This is a genomic window from Flavobacterium xizangense (assembly GCF_054075145.1).
The window spans coordinates 734,780-757,771 of record NZ_JBSIPG010000001.1 but is presented as its reverse complement, the minus strand read 5'-3'; the positions used below and the strand labels follow the sequence as shown (position 1 = coordinate 757,771).

The 22,992-nt window shown below is 34.4% G+C and carries 17 protein-coding genes and 2 tRNA genes; 5 read left to right on the top strand and 14 right to left on the bottom strand.

Going from position 1 to position 22,992, the window contains the following annotated elements:
• Window positions 1-14: 14 nt before the first annotated feature.
• The 4 genes from ACWA1B_RS03205 to namA form a co-directional block, all read right to left on the bottom strand.
• Entirely contained in the window at window positions 15-2,831 is a 2,817-nt protein-coding gene (locus ACWA1B_RS03205) for a TonB-dependent receptor (protein WP_456904437.1), read from the bottom strand.
• 199 nt (window positions 2,832-3,030) lie between these two features.
• Window positions 3,031-4,248, bottom strand: a complete 1,218-nt coding sequence (locus tag ACWA1B_RS03200) for an MFS transporter (RefSeq protein WP_456904436.1) — start codon at window positions 4,246-4,248, stop codon at window positions 3,031-3,033.
• A 292-nt stretch (window positions 4,249-4,540) separates the two neighbouring features.
• Window positions 4,541-5,581 (bottom strand): Gfo/Idh/MocA family oxidoreductase, encoded by a 1,041-nt coding sequence (locus tag ACWA1B_RS03195; RefSeq protein ID WP_456904435.1) that lies wholly within the window; start codon window positions 5,579-5,581, stop codon window positions 4,541-4,543.
• Window positions 5,582-5,722: 141 nt separating this feature from the next.
• Window positions 5,723-6,793 carry an NADPH dehydrogenase NamA gene (namA, locus tag ACWA1B_RS03190; RefSeq protein WP_456904434.1) on the bottom strand — a complete coding sequence of 357 codons (1,071 nt, stop codon included), beginning with the start codon at window positions 6,791-6,793 and terminating at the stop codon, window positions 5,723-5,725.
• 200 nt (window positions 6,794-6,993) lie between these two features.
• Here namA and rseP point away from each other — a divergent pair, with 200 nt between their 5' ends.
• From rseP to ACWA1B_RS03175, 3 genes are all read left to right on the top strand, one after another.
• On the top strand, window positions 6,994-8,334 hold the full coding sequence (gene rseP / locus ACWA1B_RS03185; RefSeq protein ID WP_456904433.1) for an RIP metalloprotease RseP: 1,341 nt from the start codon (window positions 6,994-6,996) through the stop codon (window positions 8,332-8,334).
• Between the two features lie 86 nt (window positions 8,335-8,420).
• Window positions 8,421-8,494: transfer RNA gene (locus ACWA1B_RS03180), tRNA-Asn, on the top strand.
• Between the two features lie 38 nt (window positions 8,495-8,532).
• Window positions 8,533-8,606: transfer RNA gene (locus ACWA1B_RS03175), tRNA-Asn, on the top strand.
• An 82-nt stretch (window positions 8,607-8,688) separates the two neighbouring features.
• On the opposite strand, the gene ACWA1B_RS03170 is transcribed toward ACWA1B_RS03175, so the two are convergent.
• Together ACWA1B_RS03170 and ACWA1B_RS03165 are read right to left on the bottom strand one after the other, a co-directional pair.
• Complete coding sequence (locus ACWA1B_RS03170; protein ID WP_456904432.1) at window positions 8,689-9,381, bottom strand: hypothetical protein; 693 nt, start codon at window positions 9,379-9,381, stop codon at window positions 8,689-8,691.
• 196 nt (window positions 9,382-9,577) lie between these two features.
• Window positions 9,578-10,774, bottom strand: coding sequence for a C1 family peptidase (locus tag ACWA1B_RS03165; protein ID WP_456904431.1), 1,197 nt, complete (start codon window positions 10,772-10,774; stop codon window positions 9,578-9,580).
• Between the two features lie 234 nt (window positions 10,775-11,008).
• Between ACWA1B_RS03165 and ACWA1B_RS03160 the strand changes: the two genes are divergently transcribed.
• A complete protein-coding gene (locus tag ACWA1B_RS03160; protein ID WP_456904430.1) occupies window positions 11,009-11,857 on the top strand; it encodes an AraC family transcriptional regulator in 849 nt (282 codons plus the stop codon).
• A 77-nt stretch (window positions 11,858-11,934) separates the two neighbouring features.
• The gene (locus tag ACWA1B_RS03155) at window positions 11,935-12,795 is read left to right on the top strand and encodes a CPBP family intramembrane glutamic endopeptidase (RefSeq protein WP_456904429.1); all 861 of its coding nucleotides are present in this window, start codon (window positions 11,935-11,937) and stop codon (window positions 12,793-12,795) included.
• Window positions 12,796-12,919: 124 nt separating this feature from the next.
• Here the strand turns inward: ACWA1B_RS03155 and ACWA1B_RS03150 are convergent, their stop codons facing one another.
• The 8 genes from ACWA1B_RS03150 to ACWA1B_RS03115 form a co-directional block, all read right to left on the bottom strand.
• On the bottom strand, window positions 12,920-14,110 hold the full coding sequence (locus ACWA1B_RS03150) for a BamA/TamA family outer membrane protein (protein ID WP_456904428.1): 1,191 nt from the start codon (window positions 14,108-14,110) through the stop codon (window positions 12,920-12,922).
• A gap of 36 nt (window positions 14,111-14,146) precedes the next feature.
• Window positions 14,147-15,124 (bottom strand): SphA family protein, encoded by a 978-nt coding sequence (locus tag ACWA1B_RS03145; protein WP_456904427.1) that lies wholly within the window; start codon window positions 15,122-15,124, stop codon window positions 14,147-14,149.
• A gap of 74 nt (window positions 15,125-15,198) precedes the next feature.
• Window positions 15,199-16,383 carry a helix-turn-helix domain-containing protein gene (locus tag ACWA1B_RS03140; protein WP_456904426.1) on the bottom strand — a complete coding sequence of 395 codons (1,185 nt, stop codon included), beginning with the start codon at window positions 16,381-16,383 and terminating at the stop codon, window positions 15,199-15,201.
• A 139-nt stretch (window positions 16,384-16,522) separates the two neighbouring features.
• On the bottom strand, window positions 16,523-17,104 hold the full coding sequence (locus ACWA1B_RS03135; RefSeq protein ID WP_456904425.1) for a DUF4136 domain-containing protein: 582 nt from the start codon (window positions 17,102-17,104) through the stop codon (window positions 16,523-16,525).
• Between the two features lie 282 nt (window positions 17,105-17,386).
• Window positions 17,387-18,787, bottom strand: a complete 1,401-nt coding sequence (locus ACWA1B_RS03130) for a DUF2252 domain-containing protein (protein WP_456904424.1) — start codon at window positions 18,785-18,787, stop codon at window positions 17,387-17,389.
• A gap of 74 nt (window positions 18,788-18,861) precedes the next feature.
• The gene (locus ACWA1B_RS03125) at window positions 18,862-19,692 is read right to left on the bottom strand and encodes a hypothetical protein (protein WP_456904423.1); all 831 of its coding nucleotides are present in this window, start codon (window positions 19,690-19,692) and stop codon (window positions 18,862-18,864) included.
• Window positions 19,693-19,779: 87 nt separating this feature from the next.
• The gene (locus ACWA1B_RS03120) at window positions 19,780-20,796 is read right to left on the bottom strand and encodes an HAD family hydrolase (protein ID WP_456904422.1); all 1,017 of its coding nucleotides are present in this window, start codon (window positions 20,794-20,796) and stop codon (window positions 19,780-19,782) included.
• A gap of 67 nt (window positions 20,797-20,863) precedes the next feature.
• The gene (locus ACWA1B_RS03115; RefSeq protein WP_456904421.1) at window positions 20,864-22,543 is read right to left on the bottom strand and encodes an arylsulfatase; all 1,680 of its coding nucleotides are present in this window, start codon (window positions 22,541-22,543) and stop codon (window positions 20,864-20,866) included.
• Window positions 22,544-22,992 lie beyond the last annotated feature (449 nt).

Genomic DNA, 22,992 nt, shown 5'->3' with positions numbered 1-22,992 from the left:
AATAAATTTTCAGTTTATAATCCGATAGTTAGATTTAAGAAATAAGTTCGACCGTAGCCGTAATAATATTTTGATCCAAATGAAGGTGTCCCACTCGAAATGTCTTGATTCAATGATCTGAAATTAGCATTTCGAGCCTGTTCAAAACCACCTGTTTTATACATTAAATTCAATACATTGTTAACACTGGCAAAAATACCAACATACTTTTTGTGAATACGCCAAGACTTGCCTCCACTAATATTGAGTAATGTAATTGGTTTAAATTTTTCTTGTTTAAGCAATTGCTCACCTCGTTCAAAAGTAGCTTCGGGAAAGGGAAATCCGCTCACTGGATTAATGTAAAATTGAGATGTTCTCGAAATTGGTGAAACATCAATATAATTATCCGTCAGGTAATTTATATTCGCACTGAGCCACCAAAACTTGGGATCGCGATACTCTAGTCCTAAGGAATAAGCTTGCTGGGGCGTTCCCGATTGTTTGTAATTTTTAAGATAAGCGGAGCCAAAGTCAAAAGTAGTCTGCGCACCATTTTTTTCAGCATTAGCATCATTTGTAATGACAACATTTGGATTGCTGCTGTAAATAAAATTACCGTAGGAAGCTGCAAAAATTGCTTTTAACGTTGATGAGATTTGGTACTCAAAACTTAGTTCTGTTCCTGTATTTTTCTTATCTAATTTTGTTAAAGTCTGGCTAACGAATCCATCTGTTGCATCATGACCGCCACCATTTTCAAAAATTCCTTCCGCATAAAAAAATGAAGTTTTTGAAGTGTTTTTTATTGCTGTATAATATACGGTAAAACGCATTTTAAGTTTTGGCGAACGATATACATAATTTGCTTCGGCACTGCTTACATTTTCACTTTCAATTCCATCTACAACCGAATTATTTAATCGTGAATTTGAAAATGTATTTCTTAGAGATGGCGCTCTGGTAAGATGTTCACCATTGAAAAAAAACCATTGTCTACCTGAAATTTTATACGTAAAACCAGTTTTAAAACCAAAATTCTCAAAATTTACTCTATCACTTTTTCCTAAAGAATTTTTGGAATAAATCCCATTTTGATATAATCCTTCCCGCTGATAATTGGACACCGAATAAGATTGACCTAAATAAAATTCCGTTTTATTATAGGAAAATTTAAACTGCGTAAAAACATCTAAACTATTAGCCAAAAGATTATAATTGTAACCATAAACATCTCCTTCTTTGACCAAACGATCTGGATGCTGCAAATCAGATTGCGACAAATTCCCTTTATAAAAAGGATCAATATCTAAAAAATATTCACCGCCAAGAAGATCCAATAAATACTGAAAATTATGTGATTTTAAATTTCGGTAAACAAAGCCTCCGTCAAAATAAAGGTTCGAATTTATCTGAGTATTTACGGTTGAATTTAATGCATACGTTTTATCATCTGTCCGGTCTTCATACAGCACATAATGACTTTGCGCAGGCACATAGCCATTTTCTGTTGGTTTCTGATTTCCTAAATACATTTCGTTCCAGTCAATTTGTGGATTTGCAAGAAATGCCGTTTTGCTTTTTTCAGCATTTTCATAATCGGGAGTAAATTCTCCTGAAAATTCGCCATGATCTTTTGCATAAAGCGAACTAAAATAACTTGGCATTTTTCGGTAATAAACTGGATCTGGGCTATTCGCATTTTGATAATCAATATTGCTGTTTCCCACTTTTCCAAACTGATACATTATACCCGAATTCAGATTCGTTTTTTCATCAATTTTAAAATAATGATTCAACATGAACAGCGGTTCTTCGGTATTTTTTACCCTTGCATTCCGTTTTTCGCCATTTTGAAATCCCCAATACGAATTGTATTTCTCACCCATTAAACTGGTTGTCTCATTAGTATTTGGCGAATTTTTCCCCCTCGAATTTGGTGTATAAAATCCCGTAAAATTGAGCGAATGTTTGTTGTTTAGTTTTTTCTCAACACTAATGAAAAATGAATCTGCGTTAAAATTTGTTCCGTCAAAATAACCTTCTTTTGCCCATCTTTTTCCTGCTGACACTACATAAGCCCATCCTGAAACATCCATTCCTGAAGCATAAGTTCCTATAGCGCGCCATAAATAAGTTGTATTGCTACCTGAAAAAGTGAGCTGCGTTCCCTTTCGATACAAAGAAGCTCGTGTTGCAATTTGCTGCGTTCCTAAAACGCCTCCAAAAGTATAATTTGAAACTGCGGCGCCAACTGAAAATTCCTGATTTCGGAGTACATTATTCAAGCCTCCCCAATTGTTCCATTGTGGTCTTCCATCATAAATCTTATTCATTGTCATTCCGTTGAGCATCATGGTTCCGTTTTCACTGTCTAAACCGCGAACCTTGAATCGAGCCTGACCCCAATTAAAAGCAGAAGCTTGCATAAAAGCATCTTTTGAAGACTGCAAAAGTCCAGATGTCATATCTGAAGAACTGCTATCGTCAGACAAATCAGTATCTAATAATGTAATTAATGCAGCTGGAGTTTCATCTGAATACAAATCTTCCAATTGCAGTGTTCCGAGATATACAATTTGCCCAAATTTTGAGTGAATTTTCAGAAGCAGATCTTTGCATCCTTGACTGCGAATCAAAAGCAATTGTTCTCCTTGTATAGTTGAATGCAATTCAAATTGGCCCGTCTTTGAAGTAAGCTTTGTTATTGTCGTATTTTGAATACTTACAACAACATTCGCAAGCGGATTTTGCGTTTTGGCATCGACAACAATTCCTCTAAAAACTGTTTCTTGTGCCAAAGCAAAATTAAAAACCAGTAAAGTAAATAAAGCGAAGTATTTTTTAACCATTAAAATTCCAATTTATTTTTGAAAATAATTTCAGGATCGCAATCCTTATTCAAAAGATAAAATTGGTTTTTGGAAAAGAGAATTTAGTCCTGTTGGCACAGGTTTTAAAATTCAAAAGTAAAATAAAATTCTTACAAATTTTAAATAAAAAATAAAAACGGTGCAAAAAAACTCTTAACTCGTCAAACTTTTTAGAAACTTAAACTGAAGTTCTAATTTTAGAAACCATAAAAGCGATTAGCACGCCAAAAATACCGATAAAGGCAAAAGAGAATTGAAGTCCAAAATTTTGAGCAATATGACCAATAACAGGAGGTCCCATCAAAAAGCCAAGAAAACTAACACTTGAAACAATAGTTAAAGCTTCACCTGGCGGAACAGTCGGGTTTTTTCCTGCCATACTATAAACCGTAGGAACAATAGTCGCAACGCCCAAACCAACTGCCATAAAAGCAATTGTACAAGGAATTAAATAAGGTAAAAAAACCGCAGTAAAAAGTCCGCCCGAAATCATGACACCGCTAATCTGCATGACACGTTCGCGTCCAAATTTATTGATTAGGCCATCACCTAAAAATCTTCCGCTGGCCATCATAATCATGAATGAAGTATAACCTAAAATGACCAAAGGTCCTGGGGCTTTTACAATATCTTTAAAATAAACACCACTCCAGTCAAACATTACGCCTTCGCTGGCCATACTACAAAATCCAATGACACCAAGCCAAATTAATGCGCTGTCTGGTTTTGTAAATAGTTTTTTCTTTTCGCCTTTATGTTTGATTTTTTCTTTGGCTTTGACCAAAAATTTAAAATTAAAAGCAACCATAAGAAGCACTATTCCGGCAACAATTAAAAAATGATGCAAAGGAGATAAATGTAAAGCCAGCATTCCTAAACCAACCAAAGCGCCAGTAAAACCAGCAAAACTCCACATTCCGTGAAACGATGACATGATTGTTTTTCTGAAAAGTACTTCGGTATAAACGCCTTGAGTATTTACGGCGATGTTCGCTAAATTTCCAAATAAGCCAAACAAAAACAATCCAAATGACAATTGCAATGCGGTAATTGCGAGGCCTAAATTGACCAAACACAACACATACATTATTAAAGAGAAAATTAAAACACGGTGGCTTCCAAATTTAGTGACCATTTTTCCTGAAAAAGGCATAATGATCAATTGTCCCATTGGCAGGGCAAAAAGTATTGAACCCAAATCACCTTCGGTTAAATGCAAAGCGGTTTTAATATCTGGAATTCGGCTTGCCCAAGTTGCAAAACTTAATCCCATTCCGAAATAAAACATTCCAACTGCAAAACGAATTCGGTTTAAATAAGAAGCTTTTGCTTCTCTAAAAACTTTCTTGATTTTTCCTTTTGTCTGAAAAAGTTGTAGTGGATTGAAATTTATCAAAATCGATGCATTTTGGGATTATACTATAAAAATACAAAAAAGCGGCGTATTTCTTTTATGATGAAAAATGTTCCTTTATTTACAACGTTATTGTTTATAAATTGCTGTGTTTTTGGGCCACGGATTGTACGAATTAAACGGGTTTACACAGATTATAATTATTTTTTGGCATAAAAAAAAGACGCACTGCTGTGCGTCTCTACGATTTATATTATTTTATTTTTAGCCACACATTTAAAATTAAAACCAGCGAAAACGCGTTTTAATACGTACAATCCGTGGGCGATAATTATTACAAATTAATTACAGTGCGTTGTGCGTTGCTTGCAATTGCTGCTTCAATAATCTGCATTACTTTTACGCCATCTTGACCTGTAACTGGTTCTGTCGTATCGTTTATAATTGAATTGTAAACGCCGTCAAAAAAGGAGAAATAATTTCCTTGTAATGTCGGGACTTTTTCACGAATTATTTTTCCATCAATTTCGGTATGCAAAAGACCTTGCAGATTTTCAGGTTCTGTTCCCCAAGATTCTAAATTTGGTTTTTCACCAATTTTCAATTCATCTTCCTGAACATCGCCTCTCGGTTTTAAGAAAGAACCTTTTCTGCCATGAATCGTAAACGCTGGATTTGCTTCTCTAACAAAAAATCCAGCTTTTAAGCGCACTCTGAAAACTTCGTAAATTAGTAATAAGTCAATATAATCGTCGACTAATGAATTTTCTCTGGTATATCGAATATCTGCAAAAACCGATTTTGGCGAACCAAATAAACAAATCGCCTGATCAATCAAATGCGGACCTAAATCTTTCAGGATTCCGGCGCCATCATTTGCGGTTTCCTTGTGCGCTTTCGGACTCAAAATTGGATTATAACGGTCAAAATGGAATTCGGCTTCCACCAATTCTCCTAAAACGCCGTCATTAATTATTTTCTGAATCGTTTTAAAATCGCTGTCCCATCTTCTGTTTTGAAAAACGGCTAATTTTAATCCTTTTTCTTTTGCTATTTGAGTCAGCTCTTCGGCCTCTGCAACAGTTGTTGTAAAAGCTTTTTCGACAACAGCATGTTTTCCAGCCAAAAGTACTTTTTTCGCATATTCATAATGTGTGCCAACTGGCGTGTTTACGATTACCAAATCGACATCATCTGCCAATACATCATCAATTGAGGGATAACTTTTTACGTCAGGATAATCTTCCTGAATAAGTTTTTTGCTTCGTTCCCAAGATCCTAATAATTCAAATCCGGGATGAATATCTAAAAACGGAGCGTGAAAAACTTTCCCCGACATTCCGTATGATAATAGTGCTGTTTTTATTTTTTGCATGTTGTTGTGATTTTTTTTTCCGCCACGACCCAAGCGATAGTGAACAGGCGAAGCAATTCACGAATTTATTTTTTTAAATGAAACTTATTATTCATGAATTATTTCACATATTCGCTATCGCTCGGATCGTGGCTGATAAATTTATAGTTTAGCTCGTTCGTATTGTTTTGGCCATTGAATTTCATCATTTAAATCTTTGGCAAAATCCAAAGGCAAATTCGGGTTTCTTAATGATTCTCTGGCAAACAAAATTAAATCGGCCTGGCCATTATTCAAAATTTCTTCTGCTTGTTTTGCTTCTGTAATTAAACCAACGGCTCCGGTCAAAATATGGGTTTCTTTTTTCACTTTTTCTGCAAAAGGAACCTGATAACCTGGCCCAATATTAATTTTTTGATGCGAAACCAATCCGCCAGACGAAACATCGATTAAATCTACTCCTTTTTCTTTTAATATTTTTGAAAGCTGTACAGATTCTTCAGGACTCCATCCGTTTTCTGCCCAATCCGTTGCTGAAATTCGAACAAATAATGGTAAATCTGAAGGCCATTCAGTTTGAACGGCTTCTACGACTTCTAATGTAAAACGGATTCTGTTTTCGAAACTTCCTCCATATTCATCGGTTCTGATATTTGTCAAAGGTGACAAAAACTGATGCAACAAATAACCGTGCGCCGCATGAATTTCTATAACCTGGTATCCCGCTTCAACTACTCTTTTTGTAGCCGATTTAAAATCAGAAATCACTTTCTGGATTCCGTTTTTATCTAAAGCTTCCGGAAGAAAAGGTTCGCCCTCATGATACGGAATCGCACTCGGCGCAACAGTTTGCCATCCGCCTTGAGCGAAATCTAATTTTTTATTGCCAAGCCACGGAGCCGAAACACTTGCTTTTCGTCCCGCATGCGCCAATTGGATTCCGGGAATCGAATTTTGAGAAACAATAAAAGCATTGATTTGTTTCAGTTTTTCGATATGCTCGTCTTTCCAAATTCCAAGATCGGCAGGAGAAATTCTCGCTTCTGGAGAAACTGCAGTAGCTTCCTGAATAATCAATCCGGCGCCTCCGCTTGCACGGCTTCCTAAATGAACCAAATGCCAGTCGTTTGCAAATCCGTCTTCCGCCGAATATTGACACATCGGCGAAATGACAATTCTATTTTTTAAAGTAGTGTTTTTTATTGTTAAAGGAGAAAATAATTGTGAAGCCATAATTGTAACTTTTAATGAATTTAGGCTACCAATTGAAGACAATAGCCGTTTAAAAAGTAAAGTTACGGTATCCTTATAAAAGGAGAAATCTAAATGTTTATTAATTAACAAACATTTAAAACCTTAAGTATTATATTGCGGGCTTAAATTAAATTTTAAAACGTTACTTTTGTGCGTTAAATACGAACTAAAATTATAAAATGGATATAGTTATCAAACTCTCTCAATTTCTATTGAGTTTATCTTTACTTATTATTCTTCACGAATTAGGGCATTTTATCCCTGCTAAATTATTCAAAACCAGAGTCGAAAAATTTTACTTATTTTTTGATGTTAAATATTCTCTATTAAAAAAGAAAATCGGCGAAACAGAATACGGAATTGGATGGCTTCCGTTGGGAGGTTATGTGAAAATTTCCGGAATGATCGACGAAAGTATGGACAAAGAACAAATGGCTTTGCCGCCTCAGCCGTGGGAATTTCGTTCTAAACCAGCTTGGCAACGTTTGATTATTATGCTTGGCGGTGTTACAGTAAACTTTATTCTGGCTTTTATTATATATATAGGAATGGCTTTTGTTTATGGCGATACTTATATTGCAAATTCTGATTTGAAAGATGGTGTATGGATAACCAATCCTGTAATGGAAAAAATTGGAATAAAAACAGGAGATAAAATTATCTCTATTGATGGTCAAAAAATTGAAAACTTTGATGATGACACCAACATGAAGGTCATCATGGCAAAAGAAATTTTAATTGAAAGCAACGGACAACAAAAAACAATCAAAATGCCAACTGATTTTGTTGATCAGTTATCTAAACATGAAAAAGGTTTTTTAATTGATACTCGAATGCCTTTTGTTATTGGAAGCATTCAAGATGATTCACCAAATACTTCGCTTAAGCCAAAAGATCTACTTGTTACATTAAATGGACAAGAAGCTAAATATTATGATCAGGTTAAAGCAATTTTAAGCGCAAATAAAGGAAAAACAATTCAAGCTGTTGTTTTACGTGATTTAAAACAAACTCCAATTACGGTTAAGGTTTCTGCAAAAGGAACTTTAGGTGTCGTTGCTGGTGGTTTAGACATCAAATCATTAGAAAAATTAGGATACTACAAAGTTAGTACGAAAGAATATACTTTTCTGGAATCTATTCCTGTTGGACTTGCGAAAGGTAAAGATCGCTTAATAGGATACGGAAAACAATTAAAAATGATTTTTAATCCAGAAACCAAAGCTTATAAACAAGTAGGTGGTTTTGCTGCGATTTATAACATTTTTCCGAGTTCTTGGAGCTGGGAAGCTTTCTGGAATATTACCGCTATTTTGTCAATTATGCTTGGAGTGATGAATTTATTACCAATTCCGGCTCTTGATGGAGGTCATGTGATGTTTTTGTTATATGAAATTGTTAGTGGCAAAAAACCAAGCGATAAATTCCTTGAAAACGCCCAAATGGTTGGCTTCGTACTACTTATAGCGTTGCTTTTGTTCGCAAATGGAAACGACATTTATAAGGCAATTATGAAGTAGAAAAAAAAATGAATAAAAAGAGTTAAAATATTTTTGAGAAACTAAAAATTCGATTATATTTGCACTCGCTAAAAAGAGCAACACTTTCCTCCTTAGCTCAGTTGGTTAGAGCATCTGACTGTTAATCAGAGGGTCCTTGGTTCGAGCCCAAGAGGGGGAGCAACTTTTTTTAGCAAACATATTTACCTTTAAGGTGATTCCTCCTTAGCTCAGTTGGTTAGAGCATCTGACTGTTAATCAGAGGGTCCTTGGTTCGAGCCCAAGAGGGGGAGCTTAAAAAAAGACGATCAAATTGATCGTCTTTTTTTTGTTTTATATCAAAGTAAAGTTCATTCCTTCATTCTCTACGCATTTTTATTGTTTTGCTACTTTATTCGCTAGATTTTTACTTTCAAATAAAACCATCATTTCATTTGCTTTTTCTGGCTTGTTAATGGCTTTTAATGATTCGGCGCAACGATAGTAATAAATTGGATCTAGATTTTTATCTACTTCTATCAATTCACCATAATATTTAGCTGCAGATTCCATGTCGCCTTCAAAATAGGATTTGTCTGCTACTTTTTTAAGCATATCGGTATTTTTATAGCCTTTATCGACCACTTTTGTATAGGTTTTTGAAATATCAATATCTATATATTTTGGCGCTTCCGTAGGGCGCGCTACTGCCACTTTTACTGGCTCTACCTTTTCATCAGGAATATCGATGACTACTTTTGCCATTAGAGGTACTTCAGTTTGTTTCAATTTGGGTTTTCTGTAAATTGGAGTTACAGTTCTAGTATTATTTGGACCAAGATCATAAGTATTAACCATATCTAGTTTTGAAACTTCGTATTTTGTAACTCTTCTTCCAAAGGTCATATTTATTGTTTCTTCAACATAGTAAGCTTCTATAACAAGATCATTATCTGATTTCTTGTCTGATTGTAAATGTGTACTTCCAGCCGATGCAACAACAGGGGCTTTTGAAACTGCTTTTTGCCCAAAACAGCTAAAAGGAACAACACACACAATTGCCACAAAAATTTCTGCATAATTTTTCATGATAATTTTGATTAAGTTGTTTATTTCAAAAAACTATATAAAGGTAATCATACTTTCTTTTTTTATATTTATTTAACCCGTAAACAACCTTAAAAGACGTTTAAGTACTGTTTTTAAGCACTTGACGCAGCAAAATATCACAAAAAAAGCGCCGCAATTTCTTGCAGCGCTTTTCTATTTTTAAATCGGAATAAAATTAAACCCCTAATTTCTTAGCAATCTCAGCAGGGATTCCACCTTTGTTTACTAACAATGCAGTTGTTTTATATTTCACAAAATTTTTAGTCACAAACAAGAAACCTTTATAGTCGTTTGTTTCTCCCCAAGAATTTTTTACGATATAATATTCTTTTCCGGTTTGATCTTTTGCAAGACCAATAATATGCATTCCGTGGTCGTCTGTTGTTGTGTAATTATCAAACGCAGCCTGACGCATTTCTGGTGTAATTTCTGGTTCTGCTTTTGGTCCGTTGAACATGTCTGCTTTTTCTTCAGCTGTCATGTCGTCAAATTTCTTTGTTGGAACATACGCCACACCATTTTTCCAGCTAAAGCTTTTTTCGCTTACGTCAGTTGCCCAAGCTACTGTATATCCTTTTTTCAATGCATTGTCAATAACATCCGTCATATCATTAACTTTTACATTGTAAACCTGATCTAACGACCAGTTGTCTGGTACCATTAAAGTTGTTTTTTGGTAATATGGAGAAGTTGTAAACGAAGACATTTCAACATATTCGTCTGGATTGATTCCTACAACTTCTTTAGCAAAAGACTGTGGCGTGTAGCTTTTCCCTTTGTAAGTGAAATTATCCGGTACTTTTCCCAAATAAGAATCAATAACCGCTGCGTATGCTTTTTGCCAGTTTGGAGTCAATTCTCCATTTGGGTTTTTAACTACAGCTGCAAGAACACCTTCGATAAGTGCTGCCATTTCAGCAAATTTATTTTTGTCTGTTCCGTAGTTTAATCCTGTGTAAACTTCTCTTGGAACAGTTCCGTATTTTTTATACATATTGATTACATCATGCAGCGAACCTCCGTCACCTAATGTAGTTGCACCATGCATACGGACATAATTTACGCCTTTGTCAACATATACATTTCTTGCCGAAAAAACCTGAGACAGTTCTACTGGTTGTTTTCCTAAACGAATCATTTCTGATTCTAAAAATGAGTTTGAAGCATAACTCCAGCAAGTTCCTGAAGATCCCTGAGATTTTATTGATGTTGTCCCTAAGTTAACTACTTCAGTGAATTTAAAGTTCTCTTTACTTTTATCACTTGCATTCAACTTTAATGAGTTTACCAAAACGTCTTGTGCAAAACAGCCGCCTACAGCAACTAAAAATGCAGATGCAGCAAAAACTGATTTCATTGTATTTTTATACATAATCAAAAGATTTTAATAGTTGACTAATTAGTAGCCCGCATTATATTTTTGTTACAAAACAATTAAATAATCGGTAAAAAAACTATTATTTAACAGTTAATGTTTATACAATGTTTTTATTATACGTTTAAATCTTACAAATTATACAATCTGAATTTTTTAATTAGAAAATTTGGCAATTAGAAAATTAGAAAATTTTTCTTAAAATAGTACTTTCAAAATACCCGCTATTATTTGGAAATTAATAGTACTTTAGTTCTTGAAAATGCCACATCAAAACCGGACATGTACGAACTGGAAAAAGAAACTTATTTAGGTAATACCAAAAACATCTTCAATACTCCAGAGGGAATTGCAGTTGTTGAAACGGAGTATCAAAATAAAGTTTACGAAGGCTGGCATTCGCACAATAATGCTCATATAACGCTTTTTTTAAAAGGAGGCACGACGGAGAAAAGGAAAAATTTCAGTGAAACTGTTGGACCAGGATCGTTGTTATTTTATCACAGCGACGAATTGCATTTAAATCAGAATACACTTTTTCCTTCCCGAAACATCAATATCGAAATTGAAGAAAATCTACTCAAAGAACTTCAAATTTCAGAAGCTGTTATTGAAAAATCAATTCAAAATGAAGCTTTTACCAAGTTTTTAATTTTAAAGATTTTTAAGGAAACGCTTACTGCCGATGCTTTTTCTGCTGATACAATTAAGATGCTATTTTCTCAATTAACCGTTGCTAACACTCATTTGGATCGATTTGAAAAAAGTCCGTTTTGGGTAAAAAGTTTAAATGAACTATTAAACGACTGCTGGAACGAAAATCCAAATCTGAAGGATTTGGCATTGGTTTTAAACCTCAACCCTATTACCATTTCAAAACATTTTCCTAAATATTTTGGATGCACTTTGGGCGAATATATGCGTCGTATTAAAATCAATCGTTCGCTTTCGCTGATACAATCTAATGAAATCAATTTGACTGAAATCGCTTTAGAATGCGGATTTGCTGATCAAAGCCATTTTATCAGGACTTTTAAAACACAAACCGGATTTCTGCCTAAACAATTTCAAAAGTTATAAAGAGGCAAATTTCATTCTATTTTTTGGTTTTGATTCGAGATACTTTTGTCTCATCATAAATCATTAAATACAATCAAATGGAAACGCTTACTTTAAAACAAAAAACGTTTAATTCCCCAATAACAAAAATCATTCTTGCTTTACTCACTTTTATGGCAGTCGTTATTATTAGTCAACAAATTGCTGTAAAATTACTGACCTTAACACCTCTTGAAAAAGATTACCGAAACCTTTTAAAAGGACTTTTTGTTTCTGCTTTATGCATTTTTAGTTACATTCTTTTCTTTAAAAAATACGACAAAAGAACAATCGAAGAATTTTCTACAAAAGGACTCGCAAAAAATCTTATTCTTGGCACTCTCATTGGTTTTACCTTACAATCTCTTACTATTTTAGTAATCTACCTAAACGGAAGCTACAGTGTTGTGAACATTAACCCAATTTCATTCATTCTGATTCCTTTTACTATTATGTTTACGGTTGCTATTATTGAAGAAATATTAGTCCGTGGAATTATCTTTAGAATTGTAGAAGAAAAACTGGGAAGTTATATTTCTCTTACTTTATCTTCAGTACTGTTTGGTATTTTTCATTTAGCAAATCCTCATGGCACTTTGATTTCGGCAATATGCATAACTATGGCAGGTTTTATGCTTGGAGCTGCTTTCATTTACAGCCGTAATTTATGGTTTCCGATAGCATTGCATTTTGCTTGGAATTTTACACAATCGGGAATTTATGGTGCGATAACATCTGGAAACGAAAAAACAAATAGTTTATTAAATGCTAAAATACAGGGTCCAGAATTCATTACCGGGGGAGAATTTGGTCCCGAAGGATCTATTCAGGCTATTTTATTTTGCGCAGTAGGAGCATTTGTACTATTAGCTTTAAGCCGAAAAGAAAACAAAATCATTAAGCCTTATTGGAAAAAATAAAAAAAAATTACTCGCAATTATAAAAAAACACCCGACAAAAATTGTCGGGTGTTTTTTTATTTTTCAATATTCACGTTTCGCTATTCACTTCTTACTAATTACTAATCACTTTTCACTAAAAAAACTACCTCATCCAATTACTTCCAAAAACAATGTAATACGCCCAATCTTCATTACCTTTTGCAACATCAATTCCCATTCGAAGTTTAAATTTTCGGGCGATTAAATATCTAAAACCTGTTCCGTAACTATAAACGACAGGCTTCTGAAATGCTTTATCCCAATCATCAAATGCACTTGCAAGACCACCAAATCCCATCAAACTCCATCTTCGATACAAATCCCAACGAAACTCAAGTTCGTTTACAATACTGGTGTTTCCCATATATCTGGCCGCCGGAATTCCTCTTAAATTGATTCCCGGTTTAAGATAAAAAGGCGGACTTCCCAACGCCTGCTCCCCTTCAATCCTTAGTCCGCCAATTAATTTATCCGTTATTGGATAATAACCTATTGCAGACAAATTAATACGCCAGAAATTATAATCACTTCCTAGTCCTTTATCTGACCAGAAAAAATCTGACTGAATTCGTATTCCTTTATCTGGTGTAAATATATTGTCACGCCCGTCAAATTGAAGCGCTGCCCCTAACTGACTTACTGTACTTTTAATATCACCTGGTTTAACAAACGGAGGCGGTAGATTAAAGTCGGGCAGATTTATTTTTGAATTTAAAAACAAATATTGTGGTCCGGCACTCCATTTTTCATTGTTAAATTGTTTTAGCCATTGTGTATAAAAAACCGAAGATCTAAAATTCAATTTAAATTCCTGATCATCTCCAGGAAGATTATTGGCATAAAAAGACAGATTTATATCTCCGTACGCTGCTCCAACACGATATAGTATTTTTGGTTTTACTAAAGTTGCAGAACGAAACGCTCCTACCATCCAGCTGTTATTTGCTGTATACATTCCAAATCCTCCGGTTATATCCGGATTTATAAACCGTTTTTTTCCATCTTCATCGATCACAGGATTTCGTTTTTTAAGAAAAACTGGAGCCAAAGCACCTCCAAATCCTCCTAAAGCCGGTTCAGATATAATGGCTGGAACTACCAGAAAACCATTTGCATAAATTAAAAAATTACTTAAATCGATAGCTCCATCAAGAGAATCTCTATAACGCATATTTTTAGGTTCCGATGTTGCTGTTGTTTGTGAAGTCATTCCTGTGTAAGACAAGAGAAACAAGACAATAATTAATCTGGTCTTCCAAATACTTTTTCGATCAAAAAGGCATTTTTTTTTCATTGCAAAATATGTTTCTTCCTGTAAATAGGAAATTGATTATTTAGGTTGTTCTTTTTGAAAACTGAATACATGTGCCAGTGTTAAAAAAAATGTATTTCCTTGAAATCTGTTTACAGCTCCAATTTCAGAAACCCAGCGCAGTCCAGCTGTAGTTTTGCACCCAATATGAAAATAATTCACTTCCGCACCTAAAGCTCCAACTCTGTCTTTATGTGGTTCCAGAAGCAACGTCCCAACCGGTATTTCATCATTAGATACTTTATATTGTAGATAATAGATTAATCCTGCGTTCAAAATTCCAGTTGGAGCAGTTTTCTCAGCGTTCATCATATAAAAAGTTTTGCCCAAACCTCCTTCGATACTTAAAATATCACCTGTTTTTATATTGGTATCTTTCTTTTTGCCGTTGATTTCGTAAGCTGCCAAAATCGAGAAATGAGTTGTTTTTTTGTCATTAAAAAACAAAGTCGTTCCTCCCGAAAATTCATTCATGAACATTCCTAATCCGCTATTGTTACTTCCTCCCAACTCATATTCCCCTGTAGGAAGATACAATTGATAGCTAAAAACAAAATCAGCTTTTTTATGATGCCAGCCTAATTGAATGGGTTGTACTAGCATATCAGTAAAAGCAAAACAACTTTTTGAATCTACATAACTTCCCTGAATCGCATTTGATGCAAAAGCAACTAAAAGAGTTGCGCCATAATTTGCGCCAAGAATTTTAAAATCAGTCACATAATTTGCGCCTATACCAGTTAAAAACATATTAATATCTGGATTTGCTATGGATTTGTCTCCATCGGAATTTCTTAAAGAACCTGCTTCATAAAAATACCCCGGCACATAAACTGTGAGCATATTTTCTGGAGCCTGAGTTCCCGACTGCAGTCCGGAAGATCCAAGAATATGACCTCCTTTAAGCTGTGCATAACCTGACAAATACATCAATATTACTAAAGATAAAACAACTGATTTTTTGATTTGCTTATGTCGATTTAATTCCGTTTTCATTGTTCATCCATTTAAAATTAATGAGACTTGATAATCCTGTTTTTAAACGACTTGCTATCAGCTTGAGTATCATTTTAGACAATATGTATGCGCTTTTCTGGACTCATTCTGAGAACTTTAAAATATTCTGAAGGCGATTTCCCGGTGTGCTTAAGAAAAGCTCTAAAACAGGTTGTTCTTGATTTAAAACCAGATCCCCAAGCCATTCCCTCCAGAGAAAGGTCTTTCCATTCTGGATCATTAATTTTTTCTTTAAAATATTCTATTCTTTTCAAGTTTACATAATCTTGAAAATGCAGATTAAATTCAGAATTAATTAAATTGGAAAGATGATGCACCGATATTCCGGTTTCATCGGCAATATCTCTTATCACTAAATCTTTTTTCAGAAAAAGTTCTCTTGAAGCAAAAATTTCTTCCAATTGGATCAAATACTGCTGTTTTTTTTCGACTGTAAGATCTTTAACAACAGGTAATGTGTTTTTTGATTCGCTTTCTTTTATCACGAGTCGTTTTTCTTCAACGATTTGAAAATCATCATTGACTTCATTTGTATTTGTATCATAGAATATTTGCGGCTTAAAATAAAGCCAACTCACTGTAAAAACAAGCACAAATGAAATCAGTATATAACAAGACAAATCGACTGTGTAAACACTACTGACCAAAAAATAATGCACAAAAAGTGCCGAAAACAAAAACAAAATCACCAAATTATAAACCCGTATCCAGTTTAAAACTTTTATTCTGTGGAAATAATTTTTTTTAAATTTTTCTAAATCATAATTCAAAACCATCATAGTCTGGCAAAATGCATAAAGCAGCCAAATAGACAAACTCAACATCGAAAACGGACTTTGAATTTTAGGGGAAATTTTTTGTGCCAATGGGAAATTTACCAAATTACCAATCCAAACACAAAATGTCAAACTAAAATAAATCAGAAAAGGCAAGAAATGAAGCCAGTCATATTTATGAAATATACGATCTGTAAACAGTAGATTTCGGACATACAAAAAAGCACATGGCGCCACTAAAAACATAAAAGATTTCGTGATCATAAACAGATCAGGAAAAAAATTAAGAACATTTGCCGACAAGTAAAAATTATATACACTAACTACAGCAAGGCTAAATAAAAACAGTCCTAAAAAGAAACTCTTTGAGTAATTTCTTTTAGAAAACAGCACCATAAATGATGTCGCAAAGCCAACCATTGTAGCCATAAAAAAGAAAAGAGAAAGTACTATATCCAGCATATATTAGTTTTTTATAATTAATAATTGCTCTTTCTTAAAAAATAAATTTTAAAAGAAAGTTGTGTACCATAACTCATAAAGACTACACTTATCTGTTACCAGATAAGTATAAATGTCTTTATAAAATAATTTTAAAAGCTTATTTTTTAGCGAGACCTGGGGGAAAGCCTTCTAGTATTTTTTTAATTGCACCTGCAATAAATTCTTCCGGATTATCTGGTTTACTATCGATTTGTGCATTACCGATTCCTTGCCAAAGCAATTTTTGTGTTTTTGAAGAAACAATATCAATAACAAGCGAACCATCAACATAATCATAGGAATTAAATGTTGTTGTACCGCCTCCCATCATAGCGCCACCGCCCCAATATCCGTATGGACGATACATACCGCCATAGCCATAGAAATTAGTGTCAGCTGTTACTTGGGTTTTATTTTTTAAAATAGAAACTGCGTTTACTTTTAAATCAGGATCATTCGATGATTCTACAAATCCTTTAGCGGTCATTTCGGCACGAATTGCTTTTGCAACACGATCTGCATTAAGCTGATTTACCTGGCCTTCCTGAGCTTTTAAATCATAAACTGTAAAAGTTTTGTATTGGCTGAAATTAGCAGAGTGATCGTAATCTGTAGTGACTTTTACTGTAGGTGAACAGCTGTAAAACAATCCCAATAAAACTAACGGAATTATACGAAGATTTGTTCTTTTAATATTCATTGTTGTAATATTTAAATTAATAATTAAATTAGTTTAACTCGAATGCTTTATTAAAATCATTAAAAATCTTTGGGGCATTAATACAATGTAAAATAGCTGTTAAATTAACACAAACAACTATTAAACAACATCTTAACATAGCCTAAAGATATATCATTTTCTTTAATTAACATAGTTTATTGCAAAAAATCTTACTTATTATGTTTGATGATTTCATCCAAAATATAAGTTTTAATTCTCACAAATCTTTTTATCCAATCTAAGTAACTTAATGCGCGCGAATTACATTTCTGCCGAAATAGGCAATCTTCCTTCTTTTATGGCTTCGACCATTTTATTATAATCCAATTCATTTTGATGTGCATATAACATTGAAAATTTAGAAATGGCATTAGCAAATTCATTATTGTTTCCGATATATCCAGACAAAAGAGATGGGTCACCAGATCGTGCGTGTGCTCTTGCGAGTGCCCATCCACAAGCTTTGGCGTAATCGATCAGATTTTCGGCCTTCATTATTTCTATAACCGGCTTTATCTTGGCATCGCGAAGCTGACGGACATAAAAATATTTTCCTTTATCATCATTTGTCCATCCTAAAAACATATCTGGCGCTGACTGCATTAATTTTTGTCCCATCACAATTCGTTCTCCCTGATGCGAATATTTCCCCTTATTTTTGACATTCGATTCTAATACGCTTTTTCTTGCTTCTTTAAACTGCAAAAAAATAGGTTCTCCAGTAGCCGACATTAATAAACTGATACCGCAACGCGTTCCAACGCTCCCTACACCTACTACTTTTATAGCAAAATCATGCATCGTATATCTGCTTAACAAAACTTGTTTGTCGTCTGGCAATGATTCTATGTATCGTTTATGAGCCCGCTTAGCCTCTGTTAATGTATAACTTTCTTCATCACCCGAAGCATGATAAATTAATGGGGGATCGTCTTTTATTCTGGCTCGAGCTCCATCTAAATAGGTCATTTTTGCAAACTCTTTTTCATGAGCAATATATTCGGTGGCTTTTTTTATTCGCTTCTGCTGAAATTCTTTTAATTCTTCATCTTTTCCAAGATCAATAAGTTCAGCCAAATCAATATCGGCATACCAAATTTGAAGTGCCGATAACTTACTATAATCCAGCATATGTCGTTTGTAACTGTCCGCAACATGCCATGCAAATGCTTTACAGTCTTTAGCCGAAAATTTTCGCCATTTTCCTGCTATGGCAAAACTTGCCGCCAATCTTTTTACATCCCATTCCCATGGGCCAGGAAACGTTTCATCAAAATCATTAATATCAAAGACCAATTTTCGTTCAGGAGTTGCAAAACCGCCAAAATTCATTAAATGACAATCACCGCAAAGCTGTAGTTTTATTCCTGTGTTTGGTGTATTTGCTAAATCTGCAGCCATAATAGCGGCAGCACCTCGATAAAAAGCAAAAGGCGATTCGATCATTCTTCGATATCGAATAGGCAATAAACGTTCAAGCCTTCCGATACTTGTTTTTATCAAAATCTCAACAGGATCTTCACGATCTTCAGGGGGTGTCCATTCCTGATGAGAAGAACGAGGCACATTTTTCCTGACTGCCGCACCATTATCATAGCGTTCTGCTTTCGATGCAAATCGATCAAAAAAACTTTCGGCGCTATCTGATACTTTTTCAGTCATGAGAATGATTTATCTAAACTCAATTCTAATTTTTTCTTTTGAAGTTTCAGCCTGTTAAAAGAAACTTAGAAATATTATTTATCAGGAAATATAAAGGCTACAACTGCTCTTAACCCCCAATCTGGTCGTATGTTTGAATGACCTACAATTGGTATTAATGGCATAACCGCAAATTGCATGGTCTGACCGCCTAATTTTGTAATCGCGCCAACATTTGGGCTAACTGTTATGAGGGTAGTATTGCCCTGCCAGTTTTGCGTAATTTCTGAAGTAATACCTAAACTTGCACCGCTTTTATAACTATGTGTCAGAAATAATTGTGTGTAAAACTGATTAAAATCGGCTCTGTCAGCATTTCCTGCTACAGACCAAATTTGATTGGCCAAAAAACCTATAGAAAGTCCTTTTCCCTGGTGCATTACCAAAAGGCTTGGTCCAATTCCGAATTTTTCTGTTCCTAACAATTTTTCTGTCGCGGTGGGTACTAAAAAAGCAGGCCCAACTCCTAAGATAATTCCTTTCGTTTTAGGAGCAAAAAAAGCAGTTACTGTTGCGTCGCTTAAACCAAACTCATGTGTATTTTCTCCAGTAACATCCTGCTGATCTACCACCGGAAGAATATAACGTGTAATTAAATTTAAGTTTTCGCTTAATTTAAAAGGAACAACGGGTTGTATATTGATCTGATATTTTGATCCATTATAAAGACCAATCCCATAAGTAAGATTATTTTGCAACGGAACGCTAATTAAACTCGCAACCGGATTTGCCATTTTATCGGCAAGTTCCTGTGCGCTTGATCCCGCTTTTGGTTCAGTTTCCTGTGCAAAAGATCCTATCGAAATTGCAAAAAAGAAAACACTAAAAAATAATTTATGGCTGATAAGAAGCTTAATTTGTTTCATGAATATTTATTTAAATTTTTACCATCACAATAAAGTGGCCTTCAATCGGCAAGAGCCATTTCATTTCTAACTTTAACTAGAATCAGATCATTTGTCAGGGAAAACCTTTTTCCAGTCATCTTTAATGCTTACAACATGATATTTGTATTTTGCAGCAGTGTTTAAAGACAAATTATCTTTCTCTTGATAATTGTATTCTCTAATTGAATCGTTATGGTTTACAATTAATTGAAAAGAAGGATATTTACTTCCCGAAGAATATCTTAACATAGCAAGATCTCCAGCTCCGCCTTCGTTTCCGCAGGCAAAAACTGGTCGTTGACCAATGTGCAATTGTATACCGACAGGTTTTCCTTCTTTATCATTAAAATGATCTAAAGCTGGCTCTCGTAAAACTGCATTTTTAGCATCATCAAATTTATATTTGAAAGAAGTTCCAACAACTTGATCTTTTGGAATCCCATAAAAATCCTGCGATATTGCTCTAACAACTTCAACTGTTCCACCAGTTACAATGAAAGTTTTGAATCCGTTTGCGCGGAGGTAATTCAATAACTCTAATTGTGGCTGATATCTAATTTGTTTTATTGGAACATTTTTACCTGGATATTTCGCTCCTCCAAAAAACTCTTTTGTCGATGCTTCAAATTCATCTTCAGTCATTCCCGTATGAGTTGCGGCGACTAATTCAATTAGCGCTTTTTCTCCGCCTTTTTCAAAATAACTTTTATCTTTTTCTATAACGGCTTTAAAAGGCTGTTTTTGAGCTAAATCCGGATTCGCTTCTACGATTTTCTTAACTCTGTAAAAAGCAAAAAGCTCTTGAACATAAGGTTTTTCAGCCCAAAGTGTTCCGTCATTATCAAATGTTGCTATTCTGTTTTCTATCGGAATAAAATCTGGACTTCCTTCTTTGGTTACTTTTTCAATATAAGCAATAATGTCTTTTTTTAATGCTCCGTCATTCCAGCTTGGCAACGGATCGCTACTTGTCGCAACAGTTGTTGTACTATCTTTTGAACTGACAGCTGTGTTTTTTTCTGATTTTTTGCATGAAACAAATAGAAAGAAAAACATCACAATCAATGTTATTTTCTTATACATAACAAATCATTTTAAGTGAAAAGAAACAGGACGTAAAAGCCCTGTTTCCTTTAATTTTCCTGTAACCTTATTTTTTCTTTTTTGAAGTGTCTTGTACTTCTTCTTTTAACTTAGGAAGAACGTTTTGCTCAATATACTTTTGCGCCTTGATATCTTTCATTGCTTCTTCCATAATAGTATAAGCAGAGAAACTTGGCGGTATTGATCTTGGTGGATAATCTTTAAATGTTTGGGCAAATACACCAACATCATATATAGCACCATACACCATCTGAACATGATTCATTACCCAATCCCAGTACGTATTTGAGGTTATATCGGCTCTCTCAAATGGGTCTTGATATAGATTGAATATTTTCTGCAAACGCAATTTAGTAAAAGGCTCACCCCAAACTCCCAATGTTCCCTGCATACGCTGTTCTGCAAAAACATATTTATAATCTCCTTCTCTTAGACCAACCAAAAGACCATCATCATCTGTATAGAAGAATTTATCTCTGGCACTTTTTTGCGTTTTGCCTCTTAAAAAATTACTTTGATCAAAACCATCTAAATGTACTTTGTATGATTTTCCGTTCGCAGAATAGCCCTTTAAAAGTTTATTAACTAAATCTGGTTCACCGGCAATTGAAGCCAGAGTTGGCATCCAGTCGTTATGGCTCATTAATTCGTTAGTAAGGGTTCCTGGTTTAATAACACCTGGCCATCGCACAATACAAGGCACACGGAAAGCTCCTTCCCAGTTCGTGTTTTTTTCTGAACGGAATGGTGTCATTGCCGCATCAGGCCATGTGTTCATATGAGGACCATTATCTGTCGAATAAACCACAATAGTGTTGTCAGCAATTCCTAGATCATCTAATGCTTTTAAAATACTTCCAATAGTTTCGTCATGTTCAATCATACCGTCAATATATTCACTGTCCCCATGTGTATATCTGCCCCTGTGTTCTGCTCTAACGTGTGTTCGAAGGTGCATACGAGTAGCATTAAACCAGCAGAAAAATGGTTTTCCAGCTGCAGTTTGTCTTTTGATATAATCAATTGCCGCCGCTGAAGTCTCATCATCTATTGTTTCCATTCTTTTTTTAGTAAGCGCTCCTGTATCTTCGATTTTTTGTTTTCCAACTCTTCCAAAACGTGGGTCAGTTGTTGCATCATCAACATTTGTTGCAGTACATTTTAAAACTCCTCTTGGTCCAAATTTTTTCAAATATTCTGGATCTTTAGGATAATCTGGCAATTCTGGTTCTTCTTCTGCATTTAAGTGATACAGATTTCCAAAGAATTCATCAAAACCATTCACTGTTGGCAGATTTTCATTGCGATCTCCAACGTGATTTTTACCAAACTGACCTGTAGCATAACCAAGGCTTTTCATAATTCCTCCAATAGAAGGATCTAACTGACTAATTCCCATTGGCGCTCCTGGATAACCTACTTTTGTAAGTCCGGTTCTAAGACCGTGCTGTCCTGTTAAAAAAGCGGCACGTCCTGCAGTACAGCTCTGTTCTCCGTAATAATGAAGAAAACGTAATCCTTCATTAGCTAAGCGATCAATATTAGGTGTTGTGTAACCCATAAGTCCATCACTATAAGCACTAATATTAGTGGTTCCGATATCATCTCCCCAAAGGATCAGAATGTTAGGTTTTTTGTTTTGGGCCGAAAGTGAAAGGCTCCAAGATATTAATGCAAATATTATCATCGCATTATTAAATCTGCAGTAAAACTTAAATTGTTTCATGGTAATAAAATTTGTTAATAATTAGCGTTATAAAGAGACGGGTTTCTAAAAGCGAAAATGTCAGGGCTTTATCTTAAATAAAAATCATTCTGAAAAAATCGTTGGTTCAAATTTTATTTTCAATTAATTGCTGGAAAATGAAAACAAGATTTTTCTTAACTTTTATTTAAGTAACTCAAAATTAAATAATAAAAAACCTGATTGCAGTATTTTTGAGCCATGAGATGGTTTCATTTTATAAAATGAAACGTTAAAAAAGGAACTTTACAACAAATTATTATAGTGTTTTATGAAATTTATTAAACAAAAGAGGCGATTTGGATTATCGTAAATTATTACTCTTGAAGAAGAAACTTTTCTTTCACTTCTACAACTAGAATTAAGTATTCAAAAAAGACAAAAAAAAAAGCCATTCTCTCGAATGGCTTTTAGTATATCTTAAAAAGAAA

Excerpts from the sequence above, each read along its gene's own strand:
- ACWA1B_RS03205 (WP_456904437.1), bottom strand. The coding sequence starts at position 2,831 with ATGGTTAAAAAATACTTCGCTTTATTTACTTTACTGGTTTTTAATTTT.
- ACWA1B_RS03195 (WP_456904435.1), bottom strand. The coding sequence starts at position 5,581 with ATGCAAAAAATAAAAACAGCACTATTATCATACGGAATGTCGGGGAAA.
- namA (WP_456904434.1), bottom strand. The coding sequence starts at position 6,793 with ATGGCTTCACAATTATTTTCTCCTTTAACAATAAAAAACACTACTTTA.
- rseP (WP_456904433.1), top strand. The coding sequence starts at position 6,994 with ATGGATATAGTTATCAAACTCTCTCAATTTCTATTGAGTTTATCTTTA.
- ACWA1B_RS03170 (WP_456904432.1), bottom strand. The coding sequence starts at position 9,381 with ATGAAAAATTATGCAGAAATTTTTGTGGCAATTGTGTGTGTTGTTCCT.
- ACWA1B_RS03165 (WP_456904431.1), bottom strand. The coding sequence starts at position 10,774 with ATGTATAAAAATACAATGAAATCAGTTTTTGCTGCATCTGCATTTTTA.
- ACWA1B_RS03155 (WP_456904429.1), top strand. The coding sequence starts at position 11,935 with ATGGAAACGCTTACTTTAAAACAAAAAACGTTTAATTCCCCAATAACA.
- ACWA1B_RS03150 (WP_456904428.1), bottom strand. The coding sequence starts at position 14,110 with ATGAAAAAAAAATGCCTTTTTGATCGAAAAAGTATTTGGAAGACCAGA.
- ACWA1B_RS03145 (WP_456904427.1), bottom strand. The coding sequence starts at position 15,124 with ATGAAAACGGAATTAAATCGACATAAGCAAATCAAAAAATCAGTTGTT.
- ACWA1B_RS03140 (WP_456904426.1), bottom strand. The coding sequence starts at position 16,383 with ATGCTGGATATAGTACTTTCTCTTTTCTTTTTTATGGCTACAATGGTT.
- ACWA1B_RS03135 (WP_456904425.1), bottom strand. The coding sequence starts at position 17,104 with ATGAATATTAAAAGAACAAATCTTCGTATAATTCCGTTAGTTTTATTG.
- ACWA1B_RS03130 (WP_456904424.1), bottom strand. The coding sequence starts at position 18,787 with ATGACTGAAAAAGTATCAGATAGCGCCGAAAGTTTTTTTGATCGATTT.
- ACWA1B_RS03125 (WP_456904423.1), bottom strand. The coding sequence starts at position 19,692 with ATGAAACAAATTAAGCTTCTTATCAGCCATAAATTATTTTTTAGTGTT.
- ACWA1B_RS03120 (WP_456904422.1), bottom strand. The coding sequence starts at position 20,796 with ATGTATAAGAAAATAACATTGATTGTGATGTTTTTCTTTCTATTTGTT.
- ACWA1B_RS03115 (WP_456904421.1), bottom strand. The coding sequence starts at position 22,543 with ATGAAACAATTTAAGTTTTACTGCAGATTTAATAATGCGATGATAATA.